Source organism: Caulobacter sp. ALps2 (assembly GCF_058681635.1).
Window position 1 is genome coordinate 171676 of the sequence record NZ_CM178743.1, and the last position, 23095, is coordinate 194770.

Genomic DNA, 23095 nt, shown 5'->3' on the forward strand with positions numbered 1-23095 from the left:
GCGGAAGCTGGCGGGGGCGTTTTTGGCTCATAGCAGCGCTTGCCCCTCATGCCCTCTACATCTACCCGATTCCCATGGACACCCTCTCCCCCACCGAACGCAGCGCCCGGATGGCTCGCGTCAAGGGCAAGGGGTCCAGCGCCGAGATGCTGGTCCGTCGGCTCGTTCACCGCCTGGGCTACCGCTACCGTCTGCACGGCGCGAAGCTGCCCGGGCGGCCGGATCTGGTGTTTACCGGCCGCAAGAAGGTGATCTTCGTCCACGGGTGTTTCTGGCATCGCCACCCCGATCCGGACTGCAAGCTGGCGCGGCTGCCCAAATCACGGCACGAGTTCTGGATCCCGAAGCTGGAGGGGAATCGCGCCCGTGATCTCCGCAAGCTGGCGGAGCTTGAAGCCCTGGGCTGGAGCGCGCTGACCCTCTGGGAATGTGGGCTCAAGGACGAGGCTTTCCTTGAGAACGAAATTAGAACATTCTTGGACTCATGAAGTCGATCGAACTGTTCGCGGGGGCCGGGGGGCTGGGCATCGGCCTGTGCCAGGCCGGGTTCAAACCGGCCAAGGTGGTCGAGTGGAACCGCTATTGCCGCGAGACCATCGCCGAGAACCGCCAGAGCCCGCTGTCGCCGATGGCCGGCTGGCCCGAGGTCGAGGGCGACGTGCGCCATGTCGACTTCAGAGGCCTTGAGGGCAAGGTCGACCTGGTGTCCGGCGGCCCGCCCTGCCAGCCCTTCTCGCTGGGCGGCAAGCACCGGGCCTATGACGACACCCGCGACATGTTCCCCCACGCGATCCGCGCCGTGCGCGAGACGCGGCCTCGGGCCTTCGTATTCGAGAACGTCAAGGGTCTGACCCGGGCCAGCTTCCGCAACTATTTCGAATATATCCGGCTGCAACTCGAGCACCCGGAGGTCGTCGCTCGCCCGGACGAGGACTGGTCCGAGCACCTGTCGCGGCTGGAAGAACACCATCTGCGTGGGGCGCGTGACGGCCTGGCCTATCGAGTCGTGGCCCGCGTCCTGAACGCCGCCGACTACGGCGTGCCGCAAAAGCGCGAGCGGGTGATCTTCGTGGGCTTCCGCGACGACCTGGACCTGGAGTGGTCGTTCCCCGTCGCCACCCACTCGTCCGACGCCCTGCTGTGGGCGCAACATCGCTCGGGCGACTATTGGGACGCGCACAAGGTGGCCAAGGCCGAGCGACCTGACGCCTCCGACGCGCCCGCGCGCGCCATGGCGCTGCGCGACAAGCCGAGCGAGATCGCCTGGCGAACGGTGCGCGACGCGACCGCCGACCTGCCCGATCCGGAACGGGACCCCGAGCGCGCGGCCCAGATCGCCTATCACCGCTTCCAGCCCGGCGCCCGCGCCTATCCCGGCCACACGGGCAGTCCGCTGGACGAGCCCGCCAAGACCCTGAAGGCCGGCGTCCACGGCGTGCCCGGCGGCGAGAACATGCTGGCCCGCCCCGACGGCACGGTGCGCTACTTCTCGGTCCGGGAAAGCGCCCGCCTACAGACCTTCCCCGACAGCTTCATCTTCCACGGGGCCTGGAGCGAGGTCATGCGCCAGCTGGGCAACGCCGTGCCGGTTCGCTTGGCGGAGGTCATTGGCAAGGATGTCGCGAGGAAGCTACGCTACGCGGCGTGACGCAGGGCTATACAGAATTCGAACTCGATCTTCCCAAGGCCTTGCTGCGGGAGCTCACGGCCGTTCTCGAAGACCTGACGCCCGCGCCGTTGACCGCCGAGGCCGTCGCCGCGCTCCCGAAGCACCAAGGTGTCTATCAGCTGTTGCTTCAGGGCCAGGACGACGCGGAAGTCATCTATATCGGTAAGACCGACGCGGCGTCCGGTCTCCGCGAGCGGCTGCAAAAGCACCACAAGAAAATTCAGCACCGCCGAGGTCTAGACCCCGACCTGGTGCTGTTTCGCGCCGTCCGCGTCTTCGTGTTCACCGCGGTGGATTTGGAGGCCCTGCTCATCGGCGCGGAGAAGAAACGCGCCAAGGCTCACTGGAATGGCAGCGGCTTTGGGGCGAAGGATCCTGGCAAGGAACGCGACACGACCAAGTACAAGCCCGAGCACTACGACACCTGGTATCCGATCGACATTGATCGCGCCCTCATCGACTTCCCGACGGGTGGAACCGCCGCGGCGCTCGTGCAGGCGCTCAAGAAGCAGTTGCCGTATGTCTTCCGCATACAAGGAAGCGATCTAGGAACGGGTCCCCACGACGATCTTCTTTCCGTGGATGTCGAACTGACGGGTGAGCCCACGGCACGCTCCGTGCTCGGCCAGATTCTGAATCGGCTGCCAGAGGGCTGGCACGCGACGAAACTTCCCAGCCACCTGATCATGTACAAGAACGATGAGCGCAAGTTTCCCAGCGGCGAACTGATCGGAGCCTCGCGCTAGGCGCGGCCTCGTGAACGCACGCCCCCCGCGACTCTATCCACTTGTGGAAGCTCATCTTTCCCGCCACGCACCCAGCTCCGTCCCCGGCGCCCAGAACGGCCTTATCCTTGTGGCCATGAGCAAGTCACACCCCGACGCACCACCAACATGGTTCCGGCTCTCGGAGGCTTCGTGGGCCGAGATCGCCGCCGAGTACAGGAATGGCGCGACCGCCGGCGAGTTGGCGCGCAAGTGGAAGGTCTCGCCGACCAGCATCTATCGCCATGCCTGCAAGGACGGCTGGACCAAGAAGGCCAGCAGCGACGCCGTCGCGCGGGCTCATGCCGAGGCCGTGGCGGACCGAACAGACCCGCCCCGTCTGAGCGTCCACCAAGGCTGGCCCCTTTTCGATGACTTCGTGCAAGCGCGGGATCACGCGATGCGGTGAACTGCGTCATGCCCGTCGCCATCATCCACCACGACGACATCATCGAGCGCGAGCTGGAGCCGCTGCGGACGCGGATCGGCGCGGACTTTCCCGGCTATCGCAACCACGTCTACCGCGTGCTGACCTATGCGATGCATTTCCTGGACGGCGAGACGCGGCATCGCGCCACCATCGCCTTCGCGCTGGCTCATCATGATGTCGGCCTCTGGACCGATCGGACCCTGGCCTATCTGGAGCCGTCGGAAGGTCATGCCGAACGGGCCCGCCAGGCGCGGGCGCCGGACCTCGACGCCCAGCTGGTCCATGATCTGATCCACTGGCACCACAAGATCACGCCGTTCCGGGGCGCGAATGCCGAGGTCGTCAACGCCGTGCGCAAGGCCGACTGGATCGACGCCAGCGGCGGCCGGGTGTCCAAGGGCCTGCCGCGCCGCCAGATCGTCACCGTGATGACGGCGCTGCCGCCGTTGGGCTTCTACGAGACGCTGACGCGACTGCCCGGCGAGTTGAACCACGGCCGGACGCTGGGCGGCCTGGCCCAGATGCTCGCCCATGTGTTCAAGGCCTGACGGGCCTCAGTGGAACGGCGGCTTCAGGCGGTAGAAGCGCGCCTCGCCCAGCAGGTCGTAGACGCGGCGGATGCGGAAGGCGCTGGGCTGGGCCCTGGAGAGCTCGAACTCGGCCTGGCTGAGACCGAACGGGGCCACCTCGCCGGCCAGGGTGGCCTTGACCACGATCAGGCGCGGGATCTCGTCCAGGCCGAAGCTGATCACGTCGCAGCCGTCGGGATCACCGTCACGGGCGGGGCGGATGCCGCCGGCCAGATCCGCGCGGCCGCGATCCGACAGGCGGCGGGCCTCGTGCGCCACGACACTGGCCACGCCCAGGCCCTTCAGGAACCGGTCGTCCGCCTCGCGCCCCGACATGTCGAAGCGCTGGATGGCGCGGATCAGGCGGTCGTCCATCGGCATCGGCCTGGGCGGGGCGGCCTCGATCAGCGGGACGGCCGAGGGAGCGGTGAACAGGGCGGCGGGGCGAACGGCCGAGGCCAGCAGGGTCGGCTTCATGGCCAGCTGGCCCTCGACGGCGTCCAGCAGCGCCTCGTCATAGGACCACCGCGGCGGCATGTCCTTGAGGATCGGCAGACCGATCAGCGACAGCACCGCCGAGATCTCGCCCTGCTTCCAGGTGATGGGCATGTCCGACTTGCCGGTCACGAAGCGGACCGTGCGGTCGTGCGTGGCGCGATCGAACGGCTTGCCGGCGAGCGTCTTCTCCAGCTGGGAGACATAGTCGCCCACCACCACAGCGAGGTCAGCCCCCGTCCACTCGCGCCCCGATTCCCCCGTCATCGGATGATGATGAGGGAGTCGCGGCCCGCGCGCCACACGCTTCAGTTAGAAGGCTAGCGGCCGCTCGCTCCGGACGCGACAGCCATGGGCGCGTCCTGCACCGGCATCTGGTCGGGCAGCAGCTTGGCCGCGTCCATGGCCCGGCGCACGGTGGTGACCGGATCGCCCGCGTCGACCTTGAAGGTCAAGGCCGCCGTCTGGGCCGGGTTGTCGCCCAGATTGGCGAAACCGCCGGTCCGCTCGGCGTTCAGGGTCACGCCATAGGTCTTGTTGGCCAGCACCCGGCACAGCAGCACGAAGGTCTTCTGGTCGGGCAACAGCCGGGGCGTCTTCACGCAGTCCATCGGCTCGGCGTCCGGCGCGGGAGCGTAGTTCCAGGCGGTCGGGGACATCTGCTGGTCGAAGGCGACCTTCAGGATCAGCACGCCCGGGGCCACGGTCTGGTCCTGGGCCGGATAGGTCGAAACCAGCTTCGGCGGCAGGGTCGGCGGCAAGATCAGTACCGGCGAGACCTCGTTGGCCTCGCCCCTGACCTGCGCATGGGCGCCCGACGCAAAGAGGGCGGAGAGTGCGATCAGGACGGGAACCGAACGACGGGACGACATCTTTCCAGACTGACCTTCAAGCGCGGCCTTCTCAAGGCGCCATTCGAGGCCTACATCGCCTTCATGACCGATAAACCCGACGTTCCCGCCACCGAAGCGCCAGAGGGGGAAACCCCGATGCAGCGCGCCCTGCGCCTGAAGAAGGCCGCCCAAGGCAAGCACGGTCACGGGGCCAAGGCCTCGACGGGCAAGATCGAACGCTCCAGCGTCGCGGCGCCGACCGGCAAGTCCAGACCCTGGATGACCCGGTGACGATCCCCAAGGTCCTCGGCCGCACCTCGTCGATCAATGTCCGCAAGGTGCTGTGGACCCTGGACGAGCTGAGGATCGCCTATGAGCGCGAGGACTGGGGCCAGGGCTTCGCCCCGACCAACGATCCGAAGTTCCTGCGATACAATCCCAACGCCCTGGTGCCGGTCATGATCGATCAGCACGGGCCGATCTGGGAGAGCAACGCCATCTGCCGTTATGTGGGCGCGGACACGCCGCTGTTTCCGGACGATCGCCGCCAGCGGGCTCTGGTCGACCAGTGGATGGACTGGCAGTGCACGGAGCTGAACACGGCCTGGCGCTACGCTTTCGCCGGCCTGGTGCGCAAGACGCCTGGCTTTGATGATCCCAAGCAGATCGAGATCAGCGTCACGGCCTGGAACACGGCCATGGGGCTGCTCAGCGCGCGCCTGCTGGATACTGGCGCCTATGTAGCCGGCGAGCGGTTCACCCTGGCCGACATCGTACTGGGCCTGTCGGTGCACCGCTGGCTGTTCTCGCCCATCGAGCGCGAGGAGTGGCCGACGATCAGCGCCTATTACGAGCGCCTGCGGGAGCGGCCGGCGTTCCAGAAATGGAGTCTGGCTGAGGTTCCGTAGCCGGCTCCGAGCCGTCCTGGGGCAGGCTCGAGATGGGCACGCCGGGTAGCAGCGGTTCGCCCGTCCACTCCCAGTGCCAGGGCTCGTAGGCGTAGTTGACGAAGCCGAAGCGGCTGGCGTTCACCACCATCCAGCGAAACAGCGGCGAGCGCGCCATGGCCAGGCGGTTGGCGTCGGCGGAGCTGTCGGGACGAAAGCCCGGCGCGGCGTCGATCACCACGTCCATGGCCAGGCCCGTGCGGTGGGCCGAGCAGATGGTGCGGATCAGCCCCTGACAGTTCTTGTCGCGCGCGCAGCGCTGGGCGTCGGCGTCCGGGGCGCGGAAGCCGGAGAAGATCTTCAAGGCGTCGGGCTTGGTCAGCGCTCCGGCCGCGCGCGCCTCGGCGACCATGTTTCGATAGGCCGCCAGCGCGCCGGGACGCATGCGGATGGCCTTGCCGCCGTAGCTTTCCTCGGGCTTGGCCAGGCCGAGATTGGCCTCGGGGGGCGCGCCAGGGCAGATCCCCTCGCGGTTGGTGCGCACGAACGGCCGCGCCAGATGCCAGCGCACCAGCATGGCGCCGAACACCGCCGGATCGACCACGCCGGTGGCCTGCAAGCCATGCGCCCCCTGCCAGCGCGCCAGGGCCGAGGCGAAGCCGTTGGAGCCAGGGCCGCAGGTCGTGCCGATCTCGGCGGCGATGCGCGGGGCGTAGATCTCCCAGCCGGTCTCGGGCTTGCCGAACGGCGTCCAGGCCAGGGTCGACAGCGAGGCGGCGTTGACGGCGGCGGCGGTGTCGGGCGCGTCGCTCCCGTCACAGCTTTCGGGCGCGCCGGCCAGCGGGATCGACCGCCCCGGCGGATCGATCGACGGCACGTGCTGGGGCGGCGGATAGGCTGTCTCGTCGCGCGGCGGAGCCGGCTTGGTCGACGACTGCCCGGACGGCCAATAGACCCAAAGCCAGAAGCCGCCGACCACCAGCAAAAGCAGGCCCAGACCCCAGAGCAGGCGGCGCGACGTCTTCAAGCTGTGTCCTTGCCCTTCAGGGAACTTCGCCATGGCTCAAGGCTTGAGACGGAGGAGTTGTTCCCACCTTTTTGGCCCACCTTTTTGGCCCGCCTTCTTGGCCCGCCTGGAGAATACATGACTGGTCTGGTTTCCCGTTTCGCCCTGATCGCCGTCCTGGCCCTGTCGGCCTGTGACGACAAGCCGCCGGCCAAGCCCGTCCCCGCCAAGACCGTCCAGAAGACGACCCCGCCGCCCGTGGTTCCCGCGCCGGCCGCCGTCGCCGCGGCCTCGCCGCTGGCCCAGACGATCAATGCCGCGACCTTCGACGCCGCCGCGACGGACCCCGACGCCCACCGCAACCTGCTGGTCCGCGTCCAGACCCTGCTGGACCGCGCTCACTTTTCGCCCGGCGTCATCGACGGCCGCGACGGGACCAACCTGACCTTGGCGATCAAGGCCTACCAGGGCTCGCGCAATGTCACCGCCAATGGCGAGATCACCAAGGAACTGCTCGACACCCTGACGGCGGGTGACGGCGGTCCGGTGCTGGTCGACTACCAGATCACCGCCGAGGACGTGGCCGGCCCGTTCGCGCCCGTGCTGCCCAAGGAAGACTACGAGGCGATGGCCAAGCTGCCGGCCATGAACTACCACACGCCGCTGGAGCTGCTGGCCGAGCGCTTCCACATGGACGAGGCCCTGCTGCAGGCGCTCAATCCCGGTGTCGACTTCGCGGCTGCCGGGACGACGATCGTGGTGACGGGCGCCGGCGCCGATAAGCTGGATCGCAAGGTCGACCGCATCGAGATCGACAAGGCCCAGGGCCAGGTGCGGGCCTTCGACAAGGATGGCGTCGAGCTCGCGGTCTATCCGGCCACGGTGGGCAGCACCGAGCGCCCCGCCCCGTCCGGCGAGTGGGCCGTGCGCACCCTGGCGCCCGCCCCGACCTATACCTACGACCCGTCGCGCCTGACCTTCGGCAAGCCCAAGGGCAAGCTGACCATCAAGGCCGGGCCGAACAATCCGGTCGGCTCCACCTGGATCGACCTGACCAAGGACACCTACGGCATCCACGGCACGCCCGATCCCAAGCTGGTCAACAAGCGCGCCTCGCACGGCTGCGTGCGCCTGACCAACTGGGACGCGGCCGAGCTGGGCTCGGCCGTGAACAAGGGTGCCAAGGTGATCTTCATGGGCGCGGAGGCGCGGGCCTCCTGACGCCCTATTTGGGCTTGCGGAACTTCAGGATGAACTGATCGGTCTTCCCGCGGATCGACGGGTCGAAGACGCTGGCCGTATGCGGGTCGGCCTTGTCGGCCAGCAGCGGGCTCTCGGCCTCCAGCTTGAAGCCGGCGGCCTCCACCTCGCTCTTCACGGCGGCGATGTCGATGCGGTGCAGGCCGTCAGCGGCGGTGACACCCGAGCCAGCGGTCGCGGCGTGGTCGATGACCAGGAAGACGCCGCCCGGCTTCAAAGACTTGAAGATCTCGGCATTGGCCTTCGCGGCCGTGTCCACCGGGAACGGCTTCAGGTGCATGTCGTGATAGTTCTGGACGGTGATCACCGCGTCGACATTGTCGGGCAGGTCCAGCGCCGTCATCGGGCCGTTCAGCGCCTTGCTGTTGGCCAGGGCGGCGGTGACCGTCTTCTGATCCTCGCCGTACTTGGGCATGAACTTGATGAACTCGGCCGGCTGGTAGGCATAGACCACGCCATTCGGACCGACCGCGCCGGAGATGATCCGGGTGAAGTAGCCGCCGCCCATCACGTAGTCGACGACGGTCTGGCCCGGCTTCAGCTCGGCCATGGCCAGGATCTCGCCCGGATGACGCGCGGCGTCGCGGGCGGTGTCGGCTGCCGGGCGCGACGGGTCGGCCACGGCCTTGGCGATGTTGGCGGGAACCTCGGCGAACGCTGCGCCGCTGACGCTGAACGTCCCAAAAGCCAGAAGACTTCCGGCCAATACCGAAACCACATGCTTGCGGGCCATGGGCGCGCCTCCCTCGTTGTTTAAGTCGAACCTAGCAGCCCAGCTAGGGATGGCGAACGACGTTATCGCGAAGTTTCAGCCAGCTTTCGTCGAAACCGGCTCTAGGCACGACCAAGCCGGCCAGACATGATCGGCGGTAACAAACGATGGCCCTGTAAGCCATTTCGGGGGGAGGCTCGGATGAAGTGGATCCTGCGCGGGATCGGCGCCTTGCTGGCGCTTGTCGTGCTGGCCGGCGCGGCGCTGATCGCGATCGACCAGTCCAGCCTGCCCAAGGCCCCTCCCCGCCAGGTTCTGCTCGACAAGGCTCGGCATTATGACGTCCGCATCCGTCGCGACGACTGGGGCGTGCCGCACGTACTTGGCAAGACCGACGCCGACGCGGCGTTTGGCCTCGGCTACGCCCAGAGCGAGGACGACTTCGACACGCTGCAGGACGTGGTGCTGGCCACGCGCGGCGTGCTGGCCCGCGACAAGGGCGCCAAGGCCGCGCCGACCGACTATGTCACCGCGCTGCTCGACGTCTGGCCGACGACCAACGCCCACTATGCTCAGCTGCCGGCCGACCTGCGCGAGGTGATGGAGGCCTATGCCGACGGGGTCAGCGTCTATGCCGCCCAGCATCCGGAAAAGGTCAAGGCGGGCCTCCTCCCCCTGACCGGCCACGACATCGAGGCCGGCTTCATTTTCAAGCAGCCGTTCTTCTACGGCCTGGACGGCGAGCTGAAGCGCCTGACCGCGCCGCAGGAGAAAAGCCCACCACCGAAGGGCTCGAACGGTCTCGCGACCGCGCCGTCACGCAGCGCCGACGGCGCCACCCGCCTGCTGGTCAATTCGCACCAGCCCTATACCGGCCCTGTCGCCTGGTACGAGGCGGTGGTCGAGAGCGGCCAAGGCTGGCACGTGGCCGGCGGCTTCTTCCCAGGCGCGCCATTCATGCTGCACGGGCACAACGCCACGCTTGGCTGGGCCAACACCGTGTCCAAGCCCGACCTGGTGGACATCTATCGCCTGACCATCAACCCGAAGAACAAGAACCAGTACAGGCTGGACGGCCAGTGGAAGGCCTTCGACAAGCGCTATGTCACCCTGCGCGTGAAGCTCTTTGGCCCCATCGTCCTGCCGGTGAAGAAAGCCGTTCTGCGCTCGGTACATGGCCCGGTGCTGGAGACCGACCATGGCGTCTTCGCCATCCGCTACGCCGGCATGGGCGAGTGGCGCCAGCCCTTGCAGTACTGGCGGCTGAACCGGGCGCGGACCATGGACGAGTGGCGCGCCGCCATCGCCACCCACGCCATTCCCAGCCTGAACTACGTCTATGCCGACGCGGCCGGGAACATCGGCTTCGTGCACAACGGCCAGTACCCCAACCGCACCGTTCAGGCCGACTGGGCCGGCGTCCTGCCCGGCGACCGCTCGGATCTGGTCTGGCAGGGCTACCGTCCCGTCGAACAGAGCCCGCAATTGTGGAATCCGAAGTCGGGCCTGGTGTTCAACTCCAACAACACGCCGTTCCAGGCCAGTGAGGCGGCCGATAACCTCAAGCCCGAGGCCTTCCCGGCCTCGATGGGCCTGCAGGCCAACATGACCAACCGCGCCTGGCGGGCGCTGGAGACCTTCGGGACCGATCATGCGATCACCGACGCCAGCTTCCGGGCCCACAAGTTCGACGTGGCCTTCAGCGACCGCTCGTCGGTGATGGAGATGGTCCGCGAGGTGACGGCGATCGATCCCAAGGGCGACGCGGATCTGGCCAAGGCCCAGTCGATCCTGCGGGCCTGGGACAAACAAGCCGACGTCCATGATCGAGGCGCGGCCCTGGCGGCGCTGATGAGTCAGCCGATCCTGTTCGCGCGCTCCAATGGCGATGCGGCCCCGGCGCCGATCGACAGCCTGCGCGCGGCGATCAAGCAGCTGAAGACTCATTTCGGCCGCCTGGATCCGGAGTGGGGCCAGGTCAACCGCATCCGGCGCGGCACCGTGAACCTGGCCATCGACGGCGCGGCCGACACCTACCGCTCGGTGTGGGGCAAGCCGGAGGCCGACGGCACGACCACCGCCGACGGCGGCGACACCTTCGTCATGTTCGTGACCTGGGACAAAGCTGGCGCGCTGCGCTCCGAAAGCATCCATCAGTTCGGCTCGGCCACCCTGGACGCCAGGTCGCCGCACTATGCCGACCAGACGCCGCTGTTCGTGGCGATGAAGACCAAGCCGGTCTGGTTCACCGAGGCCCAGCTGAAAGGGCACGTCAGGGTTGACTATCGCCCTTCGGACCGTTGACCGCTAGAACTTGGCCGTTCAGGCGCCGTTCAGTTGAGGGGCGGCTAGCTGGCGTCAACAACGACGCCTTTTTGGTGGGGAAAAACAGACATGCGCAAGACCCTCGGCCTCGCGGCCCTTTCCATCCTGGCCCTTTCTACGTCGATGGGGGCCGGCGCGGCTTCGGCCCAGGCGCCGAACTGGAATGGAGCCTACCAGGAGCCGCCGCGCGGTTCGTACTTCCAATCGTGCCGTGAGATCACGACCTTCAACGGCGAGGTCCACGCGCGCTGCAAGACCAGCCGCGGCGGCTGGGCCTATGTCAGCGCCTACGTCCGCGACTGCAACAGCCAGGGCATGGCCAATGGCGACGGCAAGCTGATCTGCCAGAGCCTGGCCGGCTCGAACAATGGCGGCTGGAACAACGGCGGCTGGAACGGCGGTGGCGGTGGCTGGAACAATGGCGGCGGCAACAATGGCGGCGGCTGGAACAACGGCGGCGGCGGTCGTCCCCCCGGCGGTAACCGCGACGGCATCACGATCTACGAGGACACCCAGTATCAGGGCCGCTCGTATGACGTGGTCGGCGACATGCCCGACCTGGGCGCGATCAAGTTCAACGACAAGGCCTCGTCGATCAGCATCGGCCGCAACAACGGCGGCAAGTGGGAGATCTGCGAGCACGCCAACTACCAGGGCCGCTGCAGCCGTCTGGACGCCGACCAGGCCATCCTGCCCCGCGAGTGGAACGACGCCATCAGCTCGATCCGTCGCGTTCGCTAAGGAGATACTCCCATGCGTAAATCCGCTTTCCTGATCGTCTGCGGGACCATTGCCCTGATGGCCGGCGGCGCGATCGCCCAAGACCGCAACTACGACCGCGACCGCCGCGACGGCTATGACCGCAGAGACGACCGCAGAGACGACCGACGTGATGACCGTCGTGGCGGCTGGGGCGGTGGCGGCGAGGTCGTGCTGTTCGAGCACGACGGCTTCCGCGGCGAGGCCCGTCCCCTGCGCGGCGACACGCCGGACCTGGCCCGCGTCGGCTTCAACGACCGCGTCTCGTCCATGCGCATTTCGCGCGGGTCGTGGGAGTTCTGCGAGCACGCCTACTACCAGGGCAAGTGCTGGCGCTACGACTACGATGCGGCCAGCCTGCCCAAGAAGCAGAACGACCGCTACAGCTCGGTCCGCCGCGTCCGCTGACCCTAAACGCCGCGCCGGCCTCTTGAAGCCCGGCGCGGCGCACGGTTAAGGTCCGCCGCCTTTTTACTGGTGGAGTTCACCCCCATGCGCAAGATCATCGTCCTCGCCGCCGCCGCGGCCGCCCTGCTGGTCTCGGCCTGCAACACCATCGAAGGCGCCGGTCGCGACGTCTCGTCGGCAGGCAAGGCCGTCGCCGGCGCCGCTCGCGACGCCAAGCGCTAAGCCAAGGTCAGGCGTCCTCTTCCCGCGAGGTTTCGGCGCCGATCGCCCGCTTCTCGTCCGGCGCGACGGCGTTCTCCGGAGCATGACGGACAGCGTGCTCGGCCTTGGAAGCCGCCTCGCCCTCGCGGGGCGGCTGGGCCGCCGGATCAGTCGGTTTTCGAGGATTGGGCGTCATGCCGCGCCTCCGCGTTTCCAGAACACGCGATCAACGCCAGCGCACTGTCGCAGTTCCGAAGACCCCGGATCGAGGACTCCAATTCCTGGAACGTCGATCCGAAAAATAGTCTTCGTTAACCGAGACCAGTCAGAAAGGTCATCGAGACATCGTTTGCATGACGATGGGCCGATGACATCCACGAACTAGTTCATCGTTACTTACCGAGCACATGGACAAAAGGTCGCCGTGCGACCGCTGGTCGCCCTTTTCTCGTCGCGCTCGAAGGCGCATATGAGCATCCATGTCAGAGTCCCAACCCTCCCCGTCCCTTCTGACCGGCCTCAAGCGCGGCCTGCTGCACCGTTGCCCCAACTGCGGCGATGGTCGCCTGTACATGCGCTATCTGAAGGTCGATCCCGAGTGCGAGGCCTGCGGCCACGAACTGGGCTGCTACCCCGCCGACGACGGCCCGGCCTATTTCACGATCCTGCTGATCGGCCACTTGGTCGTCGCGCCGCTTCTGTTCTTCCCGTGGATCTGGGAGGCTTCGCCGCTGGTGGTCGCGCCGCTGACCCTGATCCCCTTGGCGGCCCTCACCTTGGCGCTGCTGCCGCGCGTGAAGGGCGGAGTGATTGGCGCCCTCTGGGCCATCAAGCTGAGAAAAGCCGAAGACACCCCCGCCTAGCCTGTGCCGCGAAGACCTTCCCGAAACGTCGGGAACAAAACAGTCCGGAACCGACAAGCGGCGCCGCGCTTTCCGAAGTCCTGAACCTAGCGTCGCCATGGTGGCCGACGCCGGATCGAAGGGAACATTCGGACGATGCTCGGCACCATCCTCATTATCATCCTGATCCTGGCTCTGATCGGCGCGCTGCCGACCTGGGGACACAGCCGCTCGTGGGGTTACTTCCCCAGCGGCGGCCTGGGCCTGATCCTGGTCATCCTGATCATCCTGGTCCTGCTCGGCAGGATCTAGCGAGCGCGCCACGGCGCGCCTTGCTCTAGAACCCCGTTCGCCTAATCTCCCCCTCTCAACGGGAGGGGGAGATCCATATGACGGCGACCGCCGACGCCGTGCAGTCCAGTTCGGGCGGCGCGCGCCTCTCGCCGCTGGCCCGCGCCAAGGCCATCCTGGGCGGCTCGGCCGGCAATCTGGTCGAGTGGTACGACTGGTTCGCCTACGCCGCCTTCACGCTCTATTTCGCCCCCGCCTTCTTCCCCAAGGGCGACCAGACCGTCCAGTTGCTGCAAGCGGCGGCGGTGTTCTTCCTGGGCTTCGTGGCCCGGCCGATCGGCGCCTGGCTGATGGGCATGTACGCCGACCACTTCGGGCGCAGAGCGGCGCTTTCGGTGTCAGTGGCCCTGATGTGCGGCGGCGCCCTGGTCATCGCCATCACCCCCGGCTTCACCACCATCGGCCTTTGGGCGCCCGCCATCCTCCTGTTCGCCCGCGTGCTGCAAGGCCTGTCGGTCGGCGGCGAGTACGGCGCCAGCGCCACCTATATGAGCGAGATGGCCGGCAAGGCCCGGCGGGGCTTCTGGTCCAGCTTTCACTACGTGACCCTGATCGCCGGCCAGCTGCTGGCCCTGGGCGTACTGATCGTGCTGCAACGCATCCTGCCCGAGGCCGAGCTGAAGGCCTGGGGCTGGCGTATTCCGTTCATCATCGGCGCCCTGCTGGCCGTGGTGGTGTTCTGGATCCGTCGAGGCCTGGAAGAGAGCATCGCCTTCAAGCGCCCCGCCCGGCGCGAGGCCCTGTCGCGCGGCCAGGTCGCCAGCGCCACGGCCTTCCTGGCGCTGACCGTGATCGCCGGCGTCATCGGCCTCACCACCAGCCCGATGGCCAGGCCCGCCCAGATCCTGGCGGCGGTGTTCCTGGTGCTGTTCTTCGTGTCGCTGATCGTGCCGCTGGTAAGGCGCCACCCCCGCGAGAGCCTGCTGATCATGGGCCTGACGGCCGGCGGCTCGCTGACCTTCTACGTCTACACGACCTACATGCAGAAGTTCCTGGTCAACACGGCCGGTTTCTCCAAGGGCCAGGCCTCGGAGGTCAGCGCGCTCAGCATGATCGGGTTCTTGCTGTTGCAGCCGCTGGCCGGCTGGCTGTCGGACCGTTTCGGCCGCAAGCCAATGCTGATCCTGGCCTTCGCCGGCGGCGCCGTGACCATCTGGCCGATCATGACCGCCATCAGCCATGCGACCTCGGTGACCACGGCCCTGGCGCTGATCCTGGCGGGCATGACCTTCCAGTCCTGCTACACGTCGATCAGCGCGGTGGTGAAGGCCGAGATGTTCCCCGCCGAGGTCCGCGCCCTGGGCGTGGCCCTGCCCTACGCGCTGGCCAATGTCTTGTTCGGCGGCACGGCCGAGATGGTCGCCCTGGCATTCAAGCATCAGGGCGTCGAGAGCACCTTCTATCTTTATGTGGCCGCGGTGATGTCGTTGGGTCTGGTCTGCGCGATCGTCCTGAAGGACACCGGACGCCACAGCCTGATCCACGAGGACTAGTCACAAGGACCGAACCCCGTTTTCCGACTCTAATTGTCGGGCTAGAAATCCGTCATGCGCCTGCTCGACACCATCGTCCTGTCCGTTTTCGCCGCCTGCTGGCTGCTGTACGAGCCCATGCTCAAGCGCCTGGGCGAAGGCGGCGGCGTGCTGAATACCGACATGACGGTGATCCGCCGCCGGTGGATGCAGGAGATGGCGGTGCGCGAAATCGCCCTGCTGGACGGACAGCTGTTGGGTCACGCGATCAACTCGGCCAGCTTCTTCGCTTCGTCGAACCTGATCCTGATCGCCGCGGCGGCCGGCGTGCTGTTCGGCGGCGACAGCGCCTGGAAGAGTGTCGAGGGCCTGGCCGTGCTGGCCAAGACCACGCCGCTGATGTTCCAGGTCAAGCTGGGCCTGGTGCTGGTGGCCCTGGCGCGTGGCCTGCTCGATTTCATCTGGTCGATCCGCCAGATGAACTACTGCCTCGCCGCGATCGGCGCCGCGCCGATGTGGGCGCCGGCGGCGGTGCTGGCGGAATACGCGGAAGCGGCCGGCGGGATCCTCAATCCGGCCCTGTCGGCCTTTAATGCCGGCGTCCGGGCCTACTACTTCGCCCTGGCGGCCGCCGTCTGGCTGCTGGGCCCCCTGCCCTTCCTGTGCGCCACCTTGGGGGCCATGACCCTGCTGCTCTGGCGTCAGCGCCGCAGCCGCGCCTCGGGCGCCGTGCGCAAGGTGCGCCAGATCCTGGAACGCCAGCCGGTCGTCCACGGCCCGCACCTGACGCGCCTTAACCCGCCGCCCCCTGAAGATCGGATCTAGGCTAAGACCGAGTTTTTCGGCCAAACACCGAATTTGGGTATGGGAAAGCTTGGCTGGAGGAACGCCGCCTCCGGCGAGCCGTTCATTCCGCGCGAACACCCAGACCCCGAATGCAATAAGCCCCGCCGGTGACTCAGTCTCCGGCGGGGCTAATGGGAAGTCTTGTGGGTAGACAAGCTCTTCATACCTTAACCGACGGCGTTTCGCAACCACCCTGCTACGAGAATCCGACATTTCGTCGTGAATTCGCCTTGCAACTTCCGCTATTGCAAAGCTCCAGCCAGATTCCGCCGACGCGGCACCCAATATCGAGCGTTACCGAGGCCCGCGCCAGCAGGGCCACCAACACGTATCGATTTATTGAGTTCTCCAGAAAAGGTGTACTTCGTAACGCTCCTACCCAGCACTGATCAAGGAACACTAGTTTTTCGATCACGCCTATCGGAATATCCAGAACTACATTTCCCAACGCTTCAATTACGCCGGCGAGCGTTTGAAGGTTTTGCGATCATTCTCCAAGGAAGCGAAGTCGGAGTCCGTTCATCGAGCGACGCCGACCGGCTCCGTGGGCCCGCGCTCGCGCTAAACTCTCGCTAAGCGAGTACGATCAGACACCCAGCGCGGTCCAGACCGGGAGGGTCGTGGCGCCCCACAGCTCGGCCTGGGCCTTCAGCTCGGTCAGATTGTCCTCGCCCTGCAACGTCGCGCCGTCCTTGACGAGCGCTTGACCTTGGGCCTGGAGCAGCGACCACGCGAACTGGGCCCAATCGGTCGGTGTCGCGCCGCCGCTTTGCTTGCTCAGCCAGAACAGTTGCGAGAAACGCGGCGCCGAGATCCCACCGCCGGTCACGGGCGAGGCGAAGTAGGCGATATCTCCCACGGACAGGGACCGGCGCGAAATGGCCTTATTGAGCGCCTGAGTGCGCGCCTGCGCCTTGGCGGCGCCTGACCCCGAGGCGGCCGGCTGGATCACGCCCAGGCCAAGAAGGATGGTCAACGCCGATGTCAGCTGAGCAAAGCTGACGTTCTTACCGCCGACATGCGTTTCCAGTTCCAGGATCGAGTGCGGCTTGTGATCCAGCAAGAGCTCGTAGATCGGCGCGTAAATCGTGTCGATCAGGCCCGCTTCGCCGATGACGCCCCGGACCGTCTTGGGCAGATCCGCCTGAGCCGACGTCAGCACCACATGCTCTTCTCGCAGGGCGGCCACCTGTTCGTGACCGACCAGCGCGCGAACACCCCGCACCCAATAGTCGCGGCGAAATTGCTGGTTCACGCAGTAGTCGCGGATCGTCTCGCGCAGCGAGACGTCCTGAGTGTCCCGCATGAACTCCGCCTGTTGGGGCGTCATGTTCAATTCGTAGAGGTTATCCAGCGTGTGCGCCGAGCTGGCGAAGCCCACCTTGGCGTCGCCCAGCCAATTCTCCATGTCGGCGAAGTACATCGGGTGCCAATCCCGGTTCATGTACTCGTGCGCCAGGTACTTACGATCCTGGCCCTTGACCTGCTTCAGGCGCTCGGCGGCGCCGGGGTTGGCCTTGGCGTAAAGCGGTTCCAGCGCCAGGAACTGCTCGATGAAGTTCAAGGCCGCGTCCGTTTGGCCGATGATGCCCTGCCCCGGCGCGCCCATCACCTCGGCATGGCGCTTCATCAGATGGCGGATCGGGGCCGAGGCCGACCAGCCCGGCAGGGTGTTGTACGAAATGTAGAGCACGCCGCCCGGGCGCAGCTTGCGACGGATGAAGTCGACCAGAACGCCGCGGTTGGCGTCCGAGATCCACGTCCAGATGCCGTGCAGGCCGATGAAGTCGAAATCCGGCAGGTCCTGGCGACCGCAGAACTCGGCGAAGGCCTCGTCGTAGAGCTTGGCGTCCGCCCCCGCCAGACGAACCATCTCCGAGGCGAAGGCCGCCTGGGAGGGATTGAAGTCGGTGCCGTACCAGTTGACGTCCGGCTGGGCGGCCGCGTGGATCGAAACCGACAGTCCCTGACCAAAGCCCAGTTCGCACGCATTCTCGATCTTGGGCGCGTGACGTCCGACCATCAGGAGTGGAAGACGGCAACGCAGCGGATTGAGCTCACCGTAGTAGCCAAAGGTGTAGTTTACGTCCGTGACGTAGCCGGCATTCCACTCAGTCGACACGCAATCCCTCGCTGCTGCTAGTAAAGCCCCTAAAAGGATTGCTGCATCGAAACATCACGCCTGACAAGTTCGCGCCACAATTTAGACGGTCACGTCCGAAGCCTTTCCCATGGCGCGCTCGCACGACGAGCCGCTATAGCTCAATCTGGACCGCGATCCAGATTCCGTACGCACCGCCCATGAACTCTTCCCTCCTCGCGCTGTGGCGCGGCCTGCCCGCGCCCATGCGACGAGCGGCGCACCAGATCGCCAACGCCCTCGACGAGGCGGAGAAAGCCCATGCGCGCCGGAAGGCCCTGGCGCGGGCCCTCCGACGCGCCAGGCGACGGAACCCGCCACCGACCCTGCCTGTCACCGTCGTGGGCTTCCACGGGGCCGTCCACGGCCTGGGAGAAGGCGCCCGCATGCTGGCCCGAGGCCTCGCCGACGCCGGCCTGCCTGTCCGCGCGGTCGACCTGTCGGCCAGCGTCGGCTTTCCGGTCGACCTGCCCGTCCCCTTCCCCTCTCCGGCCGAGGGCGAACGCGGCGTGGTGATCTCGCACATCAACCCGCCAGAGCTTCTGCGCTGGGCCCGCGAGACCGAGGGCCGGCCGCTCGAGGGCCGCCGCCACATCGGGTATTGGGCCTGGGAGCTGGAGGACGCGCCGGCCGACTGGGCCCCTGCCTTCGACCTGGTCGACGAGGTCTGGACCCCTTCGACCTTCGCCGCCGACGCGATCCGCAAGATCGCGCCCGCCCGGGTGAAGGTCGCCCCGGCCCCCTACCCGCTGTACCTGAACCCGCGCCCCGCGCCCGATCGGGGCCGTTTTGGCTTTCCCACGGACGCCGTCGTCGTGCTGATGGCCTTCGATCTGCGCTCCACCGCTCAGCGCAAGAACCCCTACGCCGCCCTCGCCGCCTTCCAGAAGGCCCAGGACCAGACCACGCAACCCGCGCTGCTGGTCTGCAAGGTGGTCGGCGCCGACCTCTATCCAGGGACGTTCCAGGCCCTTCAGGCGCTGGTGGCGGATGATCCATCGATCCGCCTGATGACCGAGAGCCTGTCGGCCGACGACATGGCCCTGCTGACGGCCAGCAGCGACGTCATCCTGTCGCTGCATCGCTCGGAGGGTTATGGCCTGCTGCTGGCCGAGGGCATCTGGCTGGGCAAACCGACCCTGGCCACCGGCTGGTCCTCGACCGCCGAGTTCATGGACCCCGCGTCGAGCCAGCTGGTGGACTTCACCCTGATCCCGGTCGAGGACGACGGCCAGATCTATCGTGTGGGACGCTGGGCCGACGCCGATGTCGACGATGCGGCCGCCAAGCTGGCGCGCCTGCTGTCGGACGGCGCCTGGCGCGAGGAAATGGCCGCCGCGACGGCGCGCAACGGCCATGTCTCGTTCGATCGTGAAGCCTGGCTGCGGATGACCCGCGGCCTGCTGCCGCTCTAGCCCTTCGGCGAGGTTCTGACCGGCGTGTCGTCGCTCAAGGCCGGCATGTCGTTGATCGACAGCGGCGGCGTCACCTTGTCGGCCGACACCGGCGCGGCCGGCAGCTCGGAGGACGGAGGACGGATCGGCGTGGTGTCGCCGGCCTTCGGTTTCTTCGCCTCCATCGGCAGGGCGATCTTGTCGAAGGTCTGGACGATCAGGTCCGTCGGCAGCACGCCCTTGTAGCGAACCTTCTTGAAGTGGCGCTCCGGGTCGTAGGATTGGACGCCCGGCGCCAGGTTGCCGACTTCCAGCGTACCGATCTGGGCCAGAAGTTGTACGCGACCGACATATTCGTTGGTGCGGCCGCGGACAAAGCTGATCTGGGCGTTCTGAAGCTCGGCCTGGGCGTTCAGAACCTCGATCGTGCTGCGCAGAGCGAAGCGCTCTTCCTCGCGCACGCCGTAGAAGGCGATCGTGTCGGCCTTCATTTCTTCTTCCAGCGTCACCAGCGACCGTCGCGCGGCGACCAGTTGGTCCCAGTACTGCGAGACGCCCAGCACCATGTTGCGGCGCGCGTCGTCGATCAGCAGCTTGTCGCGGTTGTTTTCCTCGATCGATTGGCGAACCGACGAGTTGAGCTGACCGCTGCTGAACAGGGGCTGGCTCAAGGTGACGCCTGCGGTGACGGTGTCCTCTCGCAGACGGTCGCGAGCATAGTAGGGCGTGGAGGACCCGTTGCGATAGTCCGCTCGCGCACTCACCGTGAACAGCCGCTGCGCACGCGCCTCGGCGACGCCCTCCCGAGACGCCTTTTCGGAATAGCCAGCCGCCATCAGCGTGGGGTTGGACTGCTCCGCCTGGTTGAAAGCTTCATCCAGGCTCGTGGGCAGGCCGTCGACGTCCGGCTCCGCATCCAACGTATCCGGCAGATGGCCGATCAGCGAAGCGTAGTAGGCGATGCTGACATTCAATTGCGCCTGGGCGTTGGCGACCTGCGTGCTGGCGGACGCCAGACGCGCCTTGGCTTGCTGGACGTCCGTCAACGTAACCTGGCGAACGCCATACTTGTCTTCGGTGTCCTGCAGCTGCTTACGTAGCCACGCCTCGCCACCCATGCTGATGCGCAGGATCTCCCGATCGCGGCGCACCGAGACATAGGCATTGGTCACGCGAACCAGCAGGTCCATTTCGATGCGGCGGAGGTTTTCGCGCGCGGCCTTGATCTGCGCTTCCACGCCGCTAAGTCGCGCGGCGTAGCGCCCATTCGTATAAAGCGCCTGCGACAACGACAGCTGCGTCGTTTGGCTCGCGCCCTCGACACCCGACTTGTCGCCGTTCTGCCTTTGCCAGCCGTAGTTTTCGGACACTGCCGCGCTGGCCTGCAGGCCATAGGCTGCCCGCGCCTGGGTGTAGTTCTCGTCCAAGGCGCGCATGGCCGCGCGCTGGGCCTGGATGTTGGGATTGCTCTGGTAAGCGGCGGTGATCGCGTCGGCCAGGGTCTCGGCGTGCGCGAAGTCGGCGCGACCGGTCACGGCCATGGCGACAGCCACGGCGATCACGGATGTCCGAACGGACAGGAGTTTCGACAGCACTCGCATTTCCCAGACTTTCACGGCCCCCGCCGGAATGCGGCGTTCAAGCCAATATTTGTGGCTTAATCAAGAAGGCGACGCACCGTCGCCTCCCACGTAACGTTCTTGTTGCGCCAAAGGTCTCGCGCCGCCGCCCCCAGCGATATCGCCCGCGCCTTGTCGGACGTCAAACGGTCCAGGGCCTGGGCCAGGGCCTGCGGCGTCGGCTCGGCCACCGCCCCGGTATCCTGGTTGACGATCTCCAGCAGGCCACCGCTATCGGTGACGGTCAGCACCGCCTTGGCCGAGGCGAAGGCCTCCATGGTCACATAGCCCACGCTGTCCTCGTCGAACGGCAGATAGGCGCAGACCAGGGCGCCGTTGGCCCAGCGGGCGATGTCCGCGCGCGGATGGAAACCGAAGCGCAGATCGACGCGGTCCTTCAGGTCCAGATCCTCGACCAGCTTGGTCAGGCGATCCGCATAGGCCTGGTTCTCCGGCGGGCCGGCGATGACCAGTCGCAGGCTGCCCGGTAGCAGGGCCAGGGCCTCGATCAGCAGGTGCTGGCGCTTGCCCGCCGCCACCCGGCCGCCGGCGAAGACGTAGTCGCCGTACTCGCCGCCCGTGAACAGCTCGCCGTCGTTCAACGGCGGATACAGCACCTCGGACGGCACGCCGTTGAACCGCAGCAGGCGGTTCTGGGTGACCGGCGAGTTGCAGTAGATCCTGCGGCAGTGCGCGAAACATTCGTTGTCGGCAGCCTTGATAGCCGCCTTCACCGTGCGCCCGGTATCGTCGAAGTCCAGATGGCTCTGGCCGGCTTCGGACAAGTCATAGGCCTGGCGGAACTGGTGCAGCAGCCACAGGACCTTGTCCTGGTGCGGGATCAGATAGGCCGGGAACTTCAGGCCGATCACCCGATCGACATTGTACAGCCGCATGCCCTTGGAGATCAGCATCTCCTCGATCAGGCGCTCGGCGGGCTCCCAGGTGAAGGGCACGCGGACCAGTTCGGACTGGACGCCGGGCGTGGCGTTCAGGCGGCGGACCAGATGGTCGGCCAGCTCCTCGGCGCCGCCGCGCTGGAACGGAGCGGCGTTGTTGACGACCAGAACCTTCATGCGGTGAGCCGCTCCACGACGGTGCTCCAGTCGATCTTCATCTCGGCCAGACGGTTCAGCGAGGCGGTCCCCATCTTGGCGACGCCCTGCTTGTCAGCGTGCAGGCGGTCGAACTGCTCGGCCAAGGCGCGCGGATCGGGCTCGCTGATCAGGCCGTTGCGGCCGTGCTCGACCAGCTCCAGCACGCCGCCGGAGTCGGTCGTGGTGATGATCGGCTTCTTGGCGTGCGCGCCTTCCAGCGACGGATAGCCGTAACTGTCCTCGTCCTTGGGCAGGTAGGCGATGGCGAGCGCCGCCTTGAGCATCTCCGCCTTCTCGTCCTCGCTGATCCACCGATCCTCGAGGATGACGCGGTCCTCGACGCCCAGGTCCTTGGTCATCTGAACCAATTGGCGGCCGTATTCGGCGCTGGACGCCGTGCCGGCCAGGCGCAGCTTCACGCCCGTCTTCACGTGCTGCATGGCCTGGATCATCAAGGCCTGGCGCTTGTGCGGCTCCAGGCGCGAGATCGCGACGATCTCGTCGCCATAGCCGGTGTGGGTGAAGCGCTCGGGCTGGTAGATCGGCGGATACAGCGGCGTGGAGTCCAGGCCGTTGAACGCCTTCAGGCGGTCGGCGACCACCCGCGAGTTGGTGAACACCGCCCGGGCTTCCGAGATCGCCTGGGTGTCCAGGGCCCGCAGATTGTCACGGACGGCGCGATGGCGCGCGTCGTCGGGCATGCCGCGGTACGGCGTGTCCCACAGGTCGTAGAAGGTGCGGATGTGGTGGATGAACCACAGCACCTTGTTCGGATGGTCCACCACATAGGCCGGCGGCCGGAAGCAGATTACCCGGTCGCACCACTGGGTCAGGTCCATCATCCGCCAGGCGGCGATCTGGTGCAGGAGCTCGTTCGGATCGTCGACGAACGGCAGGTAGAACCGCTCGACCTCGTGCCCCGCCTCGATCAGCTTCTCCTCGAGCCACTCGACGATGAAGCGCGCGCCGCCGTTGATGAACGGCACGATCGAGGAAAGAAGGACGACGCGCATGGC

General features: G+C 66.8%; 26 protein-coding genes. 17 read left to right on the top strand and 9 right to left on the bottom strand.

Translation table 11 applies throughout. The annotated features are described in order from the left end of the window. The first annotated feature begins 74 nt into the window (after positions 1-74). The 5 genes from ACW173_RS00740 (at position 75) to ACW173_RS00760 (ending at position 3411) form a co-directional block, all read left to right on the top strand. Positions 75-488, top strand: coding sequence for a very short patch repair endonuclease (locus ACW173_RS00740; protein WP_492082990.1), 414 nt, complete (start codon positions 75-77; stop codon positions 486-488). After that, positions 485-1648, top strand: a complete 1164-nt coding sequence (locus ACW173_RS00745) for a DNA cytosine methyltransferase (RefSeq protein WP_492082991.1) — start codon at positions 485-487, stop codon at positions 1646-1648. Before ACW173_RS00740 ends, ACW173_RS00745 begins: the two co-directional genes overlap by 4 nt. Then, a complete protein-coding gene (locus tag ACW173_RS00750) occupies positions 1645-2415 on the top strand; it encodes a GIY-YIG nuclease family protein (RefSeq protein ID WP_492082992.1) in 771 nt (256 codons plus the stop codon). Before ACW173_RS00745 ends, ACW173_RS00750 begins: the two co-directional genes overlap by 4 nt. A gap of 115 nt (positions 2416-2530) precedes the next feature. Next, the gene (locus tag ACW173_RS00755; protein ID WP_492082993.1) at positions 2531-2842 is read left to right on the top strand and encodes a hypothetical protein; all 312 of its coding nucleotides are present in this window, start codon (positions 2531-2533) and stop codon (positions 2840-2842) included. A gap of 8 nt (positions 2843-2850) precedes the next feature. Beyond that, positions 2851-3411, top strand: coding sequence for a hypothetical protein (locus ACW173_RS00760; protein WP_492082994.1), 561 nt, complete (start codon positions 2851-2853; stop codon positions 3409-3411). 6 nt (positions 3412-3417) lie between these two features. Here ACW173_RS00760 and ACW173_RS00765 read toward each other — a convergent pair whose 3' ends face one another. Further along, positions 3418-4194, bottom strand: coding sequence for a protein NO VEIN domain-containing protein (locus ACW173_RS00765; RefSeq protein WP_492082995.1), 777 nt, complete (start codon positions 4192-4194; stop codon positions 3418-3420). A gap of 53 nt (positions 4195-4247) precedes the next feature. Continuing rightward, positions 4248-4799, bottom strand: coding sequence for a hypothetical protein (locus tag ACW173_RS00770; RefSeq protein ID WP_492082996.1), 552 nt, complete (start codon positions 4797-4799; stop codon positions 4248-4250). Positions 4800-4862: 63 nt separating this feature from the next. Here ACW173_RS00770 and ACW173_RS00775 point away from each other — a divergent pair, with 63 nt between their 5' ends. Together ACW173_RS00775 and ACW173_RS00780 are read left to right on the top strand one after the other, a co-directional pair. Beyond that, positions 4863-5051 carry a hypothetical protein gene (locus ACW173_RS00775; RefSeq protein ID WP_454717360.1) on the top strand — a complete coding sequence of 63 codons (189 nt, stop codon included), beginning with the start codon at positions 4863-4865 and terminating at the stop codon, positions 5049-5051. Further along, positions 5048-5668 carry a glutathione S-transferase family protein gene (locus ACW173_RS00780; RefSeq protein WP_492082997.1) on the top strand — a complete coding sequence of 207 codons (621 nt, stop codon included), beginning with the start codon at positions 5048-5050 and terminating at the stop codon, positions 5666-5668. The genes ACW173_RS00775 and ACW173_RS00780 overlap by 4 nt, the downstream gene beginning before the upstream one ends. Here ACW173_RS00780 and ACW173_RS00785 read toward each other — a convergent pair. Continuing rightward, positions 5598-6674 (bottom strand): D-alanyl-D-alanine carboxypeptidase family protein, encoded by a 1077-nt coding sequence (locus ACW173_RS00785; protein WP_492082998.1) that lies wholly within the window; start codon positions 6672-6674, stop codon positions 5598-5600. The genes ACW173_RS00780 and ACW173_RS00785 overlap by 71 nt on opposite strands. Before the next feature lie 117 nt (positions 6675-6791). Here ACW173_RS00785 and ACW173_RS00790 point away from each other — a divergent pair, with 117 nt between their 5' ends. After that, complete coding sequence (locus ACW173_RS00790; RefSeq protein ID WP_492082999.1) at positions 6792-7874, top strand: L,D-transpeptidase family protein; 1083 nt, start codon at positions 6792-6794, stop codon at positions 7872-7874. A 4-nt stretch (positions 7875-7878) separates the two neighbouring features. Here ACW173_RS00790 and ACW173_RS00795 read toward each other — a convergent pair whose 3' ends face one another. Continuing rightward, positions 7879-8646: a class I SAM-dependent methyltransferase gene (locus ACW173_RS00795; protein WP_492083000.1), complete on the bottom strand. Its 768-nt coding sequence runs from the start codon at positions 8644-8646 to the stop codon at positions 7879-7881. 180 nt (positions 8647-8826) lie between these two features. Here ACW173_RS00795 and ACW173_RS00800 point away from each other — a divergent pair, with 180 nt between their 5' ends. The 4 genes from ACW173_RS00800 (at position 8827) to ACW173_RS00815 (ending at position 12339) form a co-directional block, all read left to right on the top strand. Next, positions 8827-10929, top strand: coding sequence for an acylase (locus ACW173_RS00800; protein WP_492083001.1), 2103 nt, complete (start codon positions 8827-8829; stop codon positions 10927-10929). A gap of 90 nt (positions 10930-11019) precedes the next feature. After that, positions 11020-11691 (top strand): beta/gamma-crystallin, encoded by a 672-nt coding sequence (locus ACW173_RS00805; RefSeq protein WP_492083002.1) that lies wholly within the window; start codon positions 11020-11022, stop codon positions 11689-11691. A gap of 12 nt (positions 11692-11703) precedes the next feature. After that, a complete protein-coding gene (locus tag ACW173_RS00810) occupies positions 11704-12117 on the top strand; it encodes a beta/gamma crystallin-related protein (RefSeq protein WP_492083003.1) in 414 nt (137 codons plus the stop codon). A gap of 84 nt (positions 12118-12201) precedes the next feature. Continuing rightward, the gene (locus ACW173_RS00815; RefSeq protein WP_492083004.1) at positions 12202-12339 is read left to right on the top strand and encodes an entericidin A/B family lipoprotein; all 138 of its coding nucleotides are present in this window, start codon (positions 12202-12204) and stop codon (positions 12337-12339) included. A gap of 7 nt (positions 12340-12346) precedes the next feature. On the opposite strand, the gene ACW173_RS00820 is transcribed toward ACW173_RS00815, so the two are convergent. After that, on the bottom strand, positions 12347-12514 hold the full coding sequence (locus ACW173_RS00820) for a hypothetical protein (RefSeq protein ID WP_492083005.1): 168 nt from the start codon (positions 12512-12514) through the stop codon (positions 12347-12349). A gap of 283 nt (positions 12515-12797) precedes the next feature. On the opposite strand from ACW173_RS00820, the gene ACW173_RS00825 reads away from it, so the two are divergent. The 4 genes from ACW173_RS00825 to ACW173_RS00840 all read left to right on the top strand — a co-directional run bounded on the left by ACW173_RS00825 (position 12798) and on the right by ACW173_RS00840 (position 15808). Continuing rightward, entirely contained in the window at positions 12798-13181 is a 384-nt protein-coding gene (locus tag ACW173_RS00825) for a DUF983 domain-containing protein (protein WP_492083006.1), read from the top strand. 135 nt (positions 13182-13316) lie between these two features. Then, positions 13317-13472, top strand: coding sequence for a DUF3309 family protein (locus ACW173_RS00830; protein ID WP_165185512.1), 156 nt, complete (start codon positions 13317-13319; stop codon positions 13470-13472). Between the two features lie 77 nt (positions 13473-13549). Next, the gene (locus tag ACW173_RS00835; protein ID WP_492083007.1) at positions 13550-15004 is read left to right on the top strand and encodes an MFS transporter; all 1455 of its coding nucleotides are present in this window, start codon (positions 13550-13552) and stop codon (positions 15002-15004) included. A gap of 54 nt (positions 15005-15058) precedes the next feature. Continuing rightward, positions 15059-15808 carry a DUF599 domain-containing protein gene (locus ACW173_RS00840; RefSeq protein WP_492083008.1) on the top strand — a complete coding sequence of 250 codons (750 nt, stop codon included), beginning with the start codon at positions 15059-15061 and terminating at the stop codon, positions 15806-15808. A 607-nt stretch (positions 15809-16415) separates the two neighbouring features. Here ACW173_RS00840 and ACW173_RS00845 read toward each other — a convergent pair. Further along, on the bottom strand, positions 16416-17951 hold the full coding sequence (locus ACW173_RS00845; protein WP_492083009.1) for a methyltransferase regulatory domain-containing protein: 1536 nt from the start codon (positions 17949-17951) through the stop codon (positions 16416-16418). Between the two features lie 179 nt (positions 17952-18130). Here ACW173_RS00845 and ACW173_RS00850 point away from each other — a divergent pair, with 179 nt between their 5' ends. After that, the gene (locus ACW173_RS00850; protein WP_492083010.1) at positions 18131-19384 is read left to right on the top strand and encodes a glycosyltransferase family protein; all 1254 of its coding nucleotides are present in this window, start codon (positions 18131-18133) and stop codon (positions 19382-19384) included. Here the strand turns inward: ACW173_RS00850 and ACW173_RS00855 are convergent. From ACW173_RS00855 to ACW173_RS00865, 3 genes are read right to left on the bottom strand one after another with little or no spacing between them, the layout of a single operon-like run. Continuing rightward, positions 19381-20964: a TolC family outer membrane protein gene (locus ACW173_RS00855; RefSeq protein ID WP_492085843.1), complete on the bottom strand. Its 1584-nt coding sequence runs from the start codon at positions 20962-20964 to the stop codon at positions 19381-19383. The two genes, ACW173_RS00850 and ACW173_RS00855, sit on opposite strands and share 4 nt — an antisense overlap. 56 nt (positions 20965-21020) lie before the next feature. Beyond that, positions 21021-22058, bottom strand: a complete 1038-nt coding sequence (locus tag ACW173_RS00860; protein ID WP_492083011.1) for a glycosyltransferase family 4 protein — start codon at positions 22056-22058, stop codon at positions 21021-21023. Continuing rightward, a complete protein-coding gene (locus ACW173_RS00865) occupies positions 22055-23092 on the bottom strand; it encodes a glycosyltransferase family 4 protein (RefSeq protein WP_492083012.1) in 1038 nt (345 codons plus the stop codon). The genes ACW173_RS00860 and ACW173_RS00865 overlap by 4 nt, the downstream gene beginning before the upstream one ends. Positions 23093-23095: the final 3 nt, after the last annotated feature.

Excerpts from the sequence above, each read along its gene's own strand:
- ACW173_RS00850 (WP_492083010.1), top strand. The coding sequence starts at position 18,131 with ATGAACTCTTCCCTCCTCGCGCTGTGGCGCGGCCTGCCCGCGCCCATG.
- ACW173_RS00835 (WP_492083007.1), top strand. The coding sequence starts at position 13,550 with ATGACGGCGACCGCCGACGCCGTGCAGTCCAGTTCGGGCGGCGCGCGC.
- ACW173_RS00810 (WP_492083003.1), top strand. The coding sequence starts at position 11,704 with ATGCGTAAATCCGCTTTCCTGATCGTCTGCGGGACCATTGCCCTGATG.
- ACW173_RS00745 (WP_492082991.1), top strand. The coding sequence starts at position 485 with ATGAAGTCGATCGAACTGTTCGCGGGGGCCGGGGGGCTGGGCATCGGC.
- ACW173_RS00740 (WP_492082990.1), top strand. The coding sequence starts at position 75 with ATGGACACCCTCTCCCCCACCGAACGCAGCGCCCGGATGGCTCGCGTC.
- ACW173_RS00755 (WP_492082993.1), top strand. The coding sequence starts at position 2,531 with ATGAGCAAGTCACACCCCGACGCACCACCAACATGGTTCCGGCTCTCG.
- ACW173_RS00805 (WP_492083002.1), top strand. The coding sequence starts at position 11,020 with ATGCGCAAGACCCTCGGCCTCGCGGCCCTTTCCATCCTGGCCCTTTCT.
- ACW173_RS00800 (WP_492083001.1), top strand. The coding sequence starts at position 8,827 with ATGAAGTGGATCCTGCGCGGGATCGGCGCCTTGCTGGCGCTTGTCGTG.
- ACW173_RS00830 (WP_165185512.1), top strand. The coding sequence starts at position 13,317 with ATGCTCGGCACCATCCTCATTATCATCCTGATCCTGGCTCTGATCGGC.
- ACW173_RS00860 (WP_492083011.1), bottom strand. The coding sequence starts at position 22,058 with ATGAAGGTTCTGGTCGTCAACAACGCCGCTCCGTTCCAGCGCGGCGGC.
- ACW173_RS00775 (WP_454717360.1), top strand. The coding sequence starts at position 4,863 with ATGACCGATAAACCCGACGTTCCCGCCACCGAAGCGCCAGAGGGGGAA.
- ACW173_RS00865 (WP_492083012.1), bottom strand. The coding sequence starts at position 23,092 with ATGCGCGTCGTCCTTCTTTCCTCGATCGTGCCGTTCATCAACGGCGGC.
- ACW173_RS00790 (WP_492082999.1), top strand. The coding sequence starts at position 6,792 with ATGACTGGTCTGGTTTCCCGTTTCGCCCTGATCGCCGTCCTGGCCCTG.
- ACW173_RS00770 (WP_492082996.1), bottom strand. The coding sequence starts at position 4,799 with ATGTCGTCCCGTCGTTCGGTTCCCGTCCTGATCGCACTCTCCGCCCTC.
- ACW173_RS00795 (WP_492083000.1), bottom strand. The coding sequence starts at position 8,646 with ATGGCCCGCAAGCATGTGGTTTCGGTATTGGCCGGAAGTCTTCTGGCT.
- ACW173_RS00855 (WP_492085843.1), bottom strand. The coding sequence starts at position 20,964 with ATGCGAGTGCTGTCGAAACTCCTGTCCGTTCGGACATCCGTGATCGCC.
- ACW173_RS00825 (WP_492083006.1), top strand. The coding sequence starts at position 12,798 with ATGTCAGAGTCCCAACCCTCCCCGTCCCTTCTGACCGGCCTCAAGCGC.
- ACW173_RS00820 (WP_492083005.1), bottom strand. The coding sequence starts at position 12,514 with ATGACGCCCAATCCTCGAAAACCGACTGATCCGGCGGCCCAGCCGCCC.
- ACW173_RS00765 (WP_492082995.1), bottom strand. The coding sequence starts at position 4,194 with ATGACGGGGGAATCGGGGCGCGAGTGGACGGGGGCTGACCTCGCTGTG.
- ACW173_RS00760 (WP_492082994.1), top strand. The coding sequence starts at position 2,851 with ATGCCCGTCGCCATCATCCACCACGACGACATCATCGAGCGCGAGCTG.
- ACW173_RS00815 (WP_492083004.1), top strand. The coding sequence starts at position 12,202 with ATGCGCAAGATCATCGTCCTCGCCGCCGCCGCGGCCGCCCTGCTGGTC.
- ACW173_RS00840 (WP_492083008.1), top strand. The coding sequence starts at position 15,059 with ATGCGCCTGCTCGACACCATCGTCCTGTCCGTTTTCGCCGCCTGCTGG.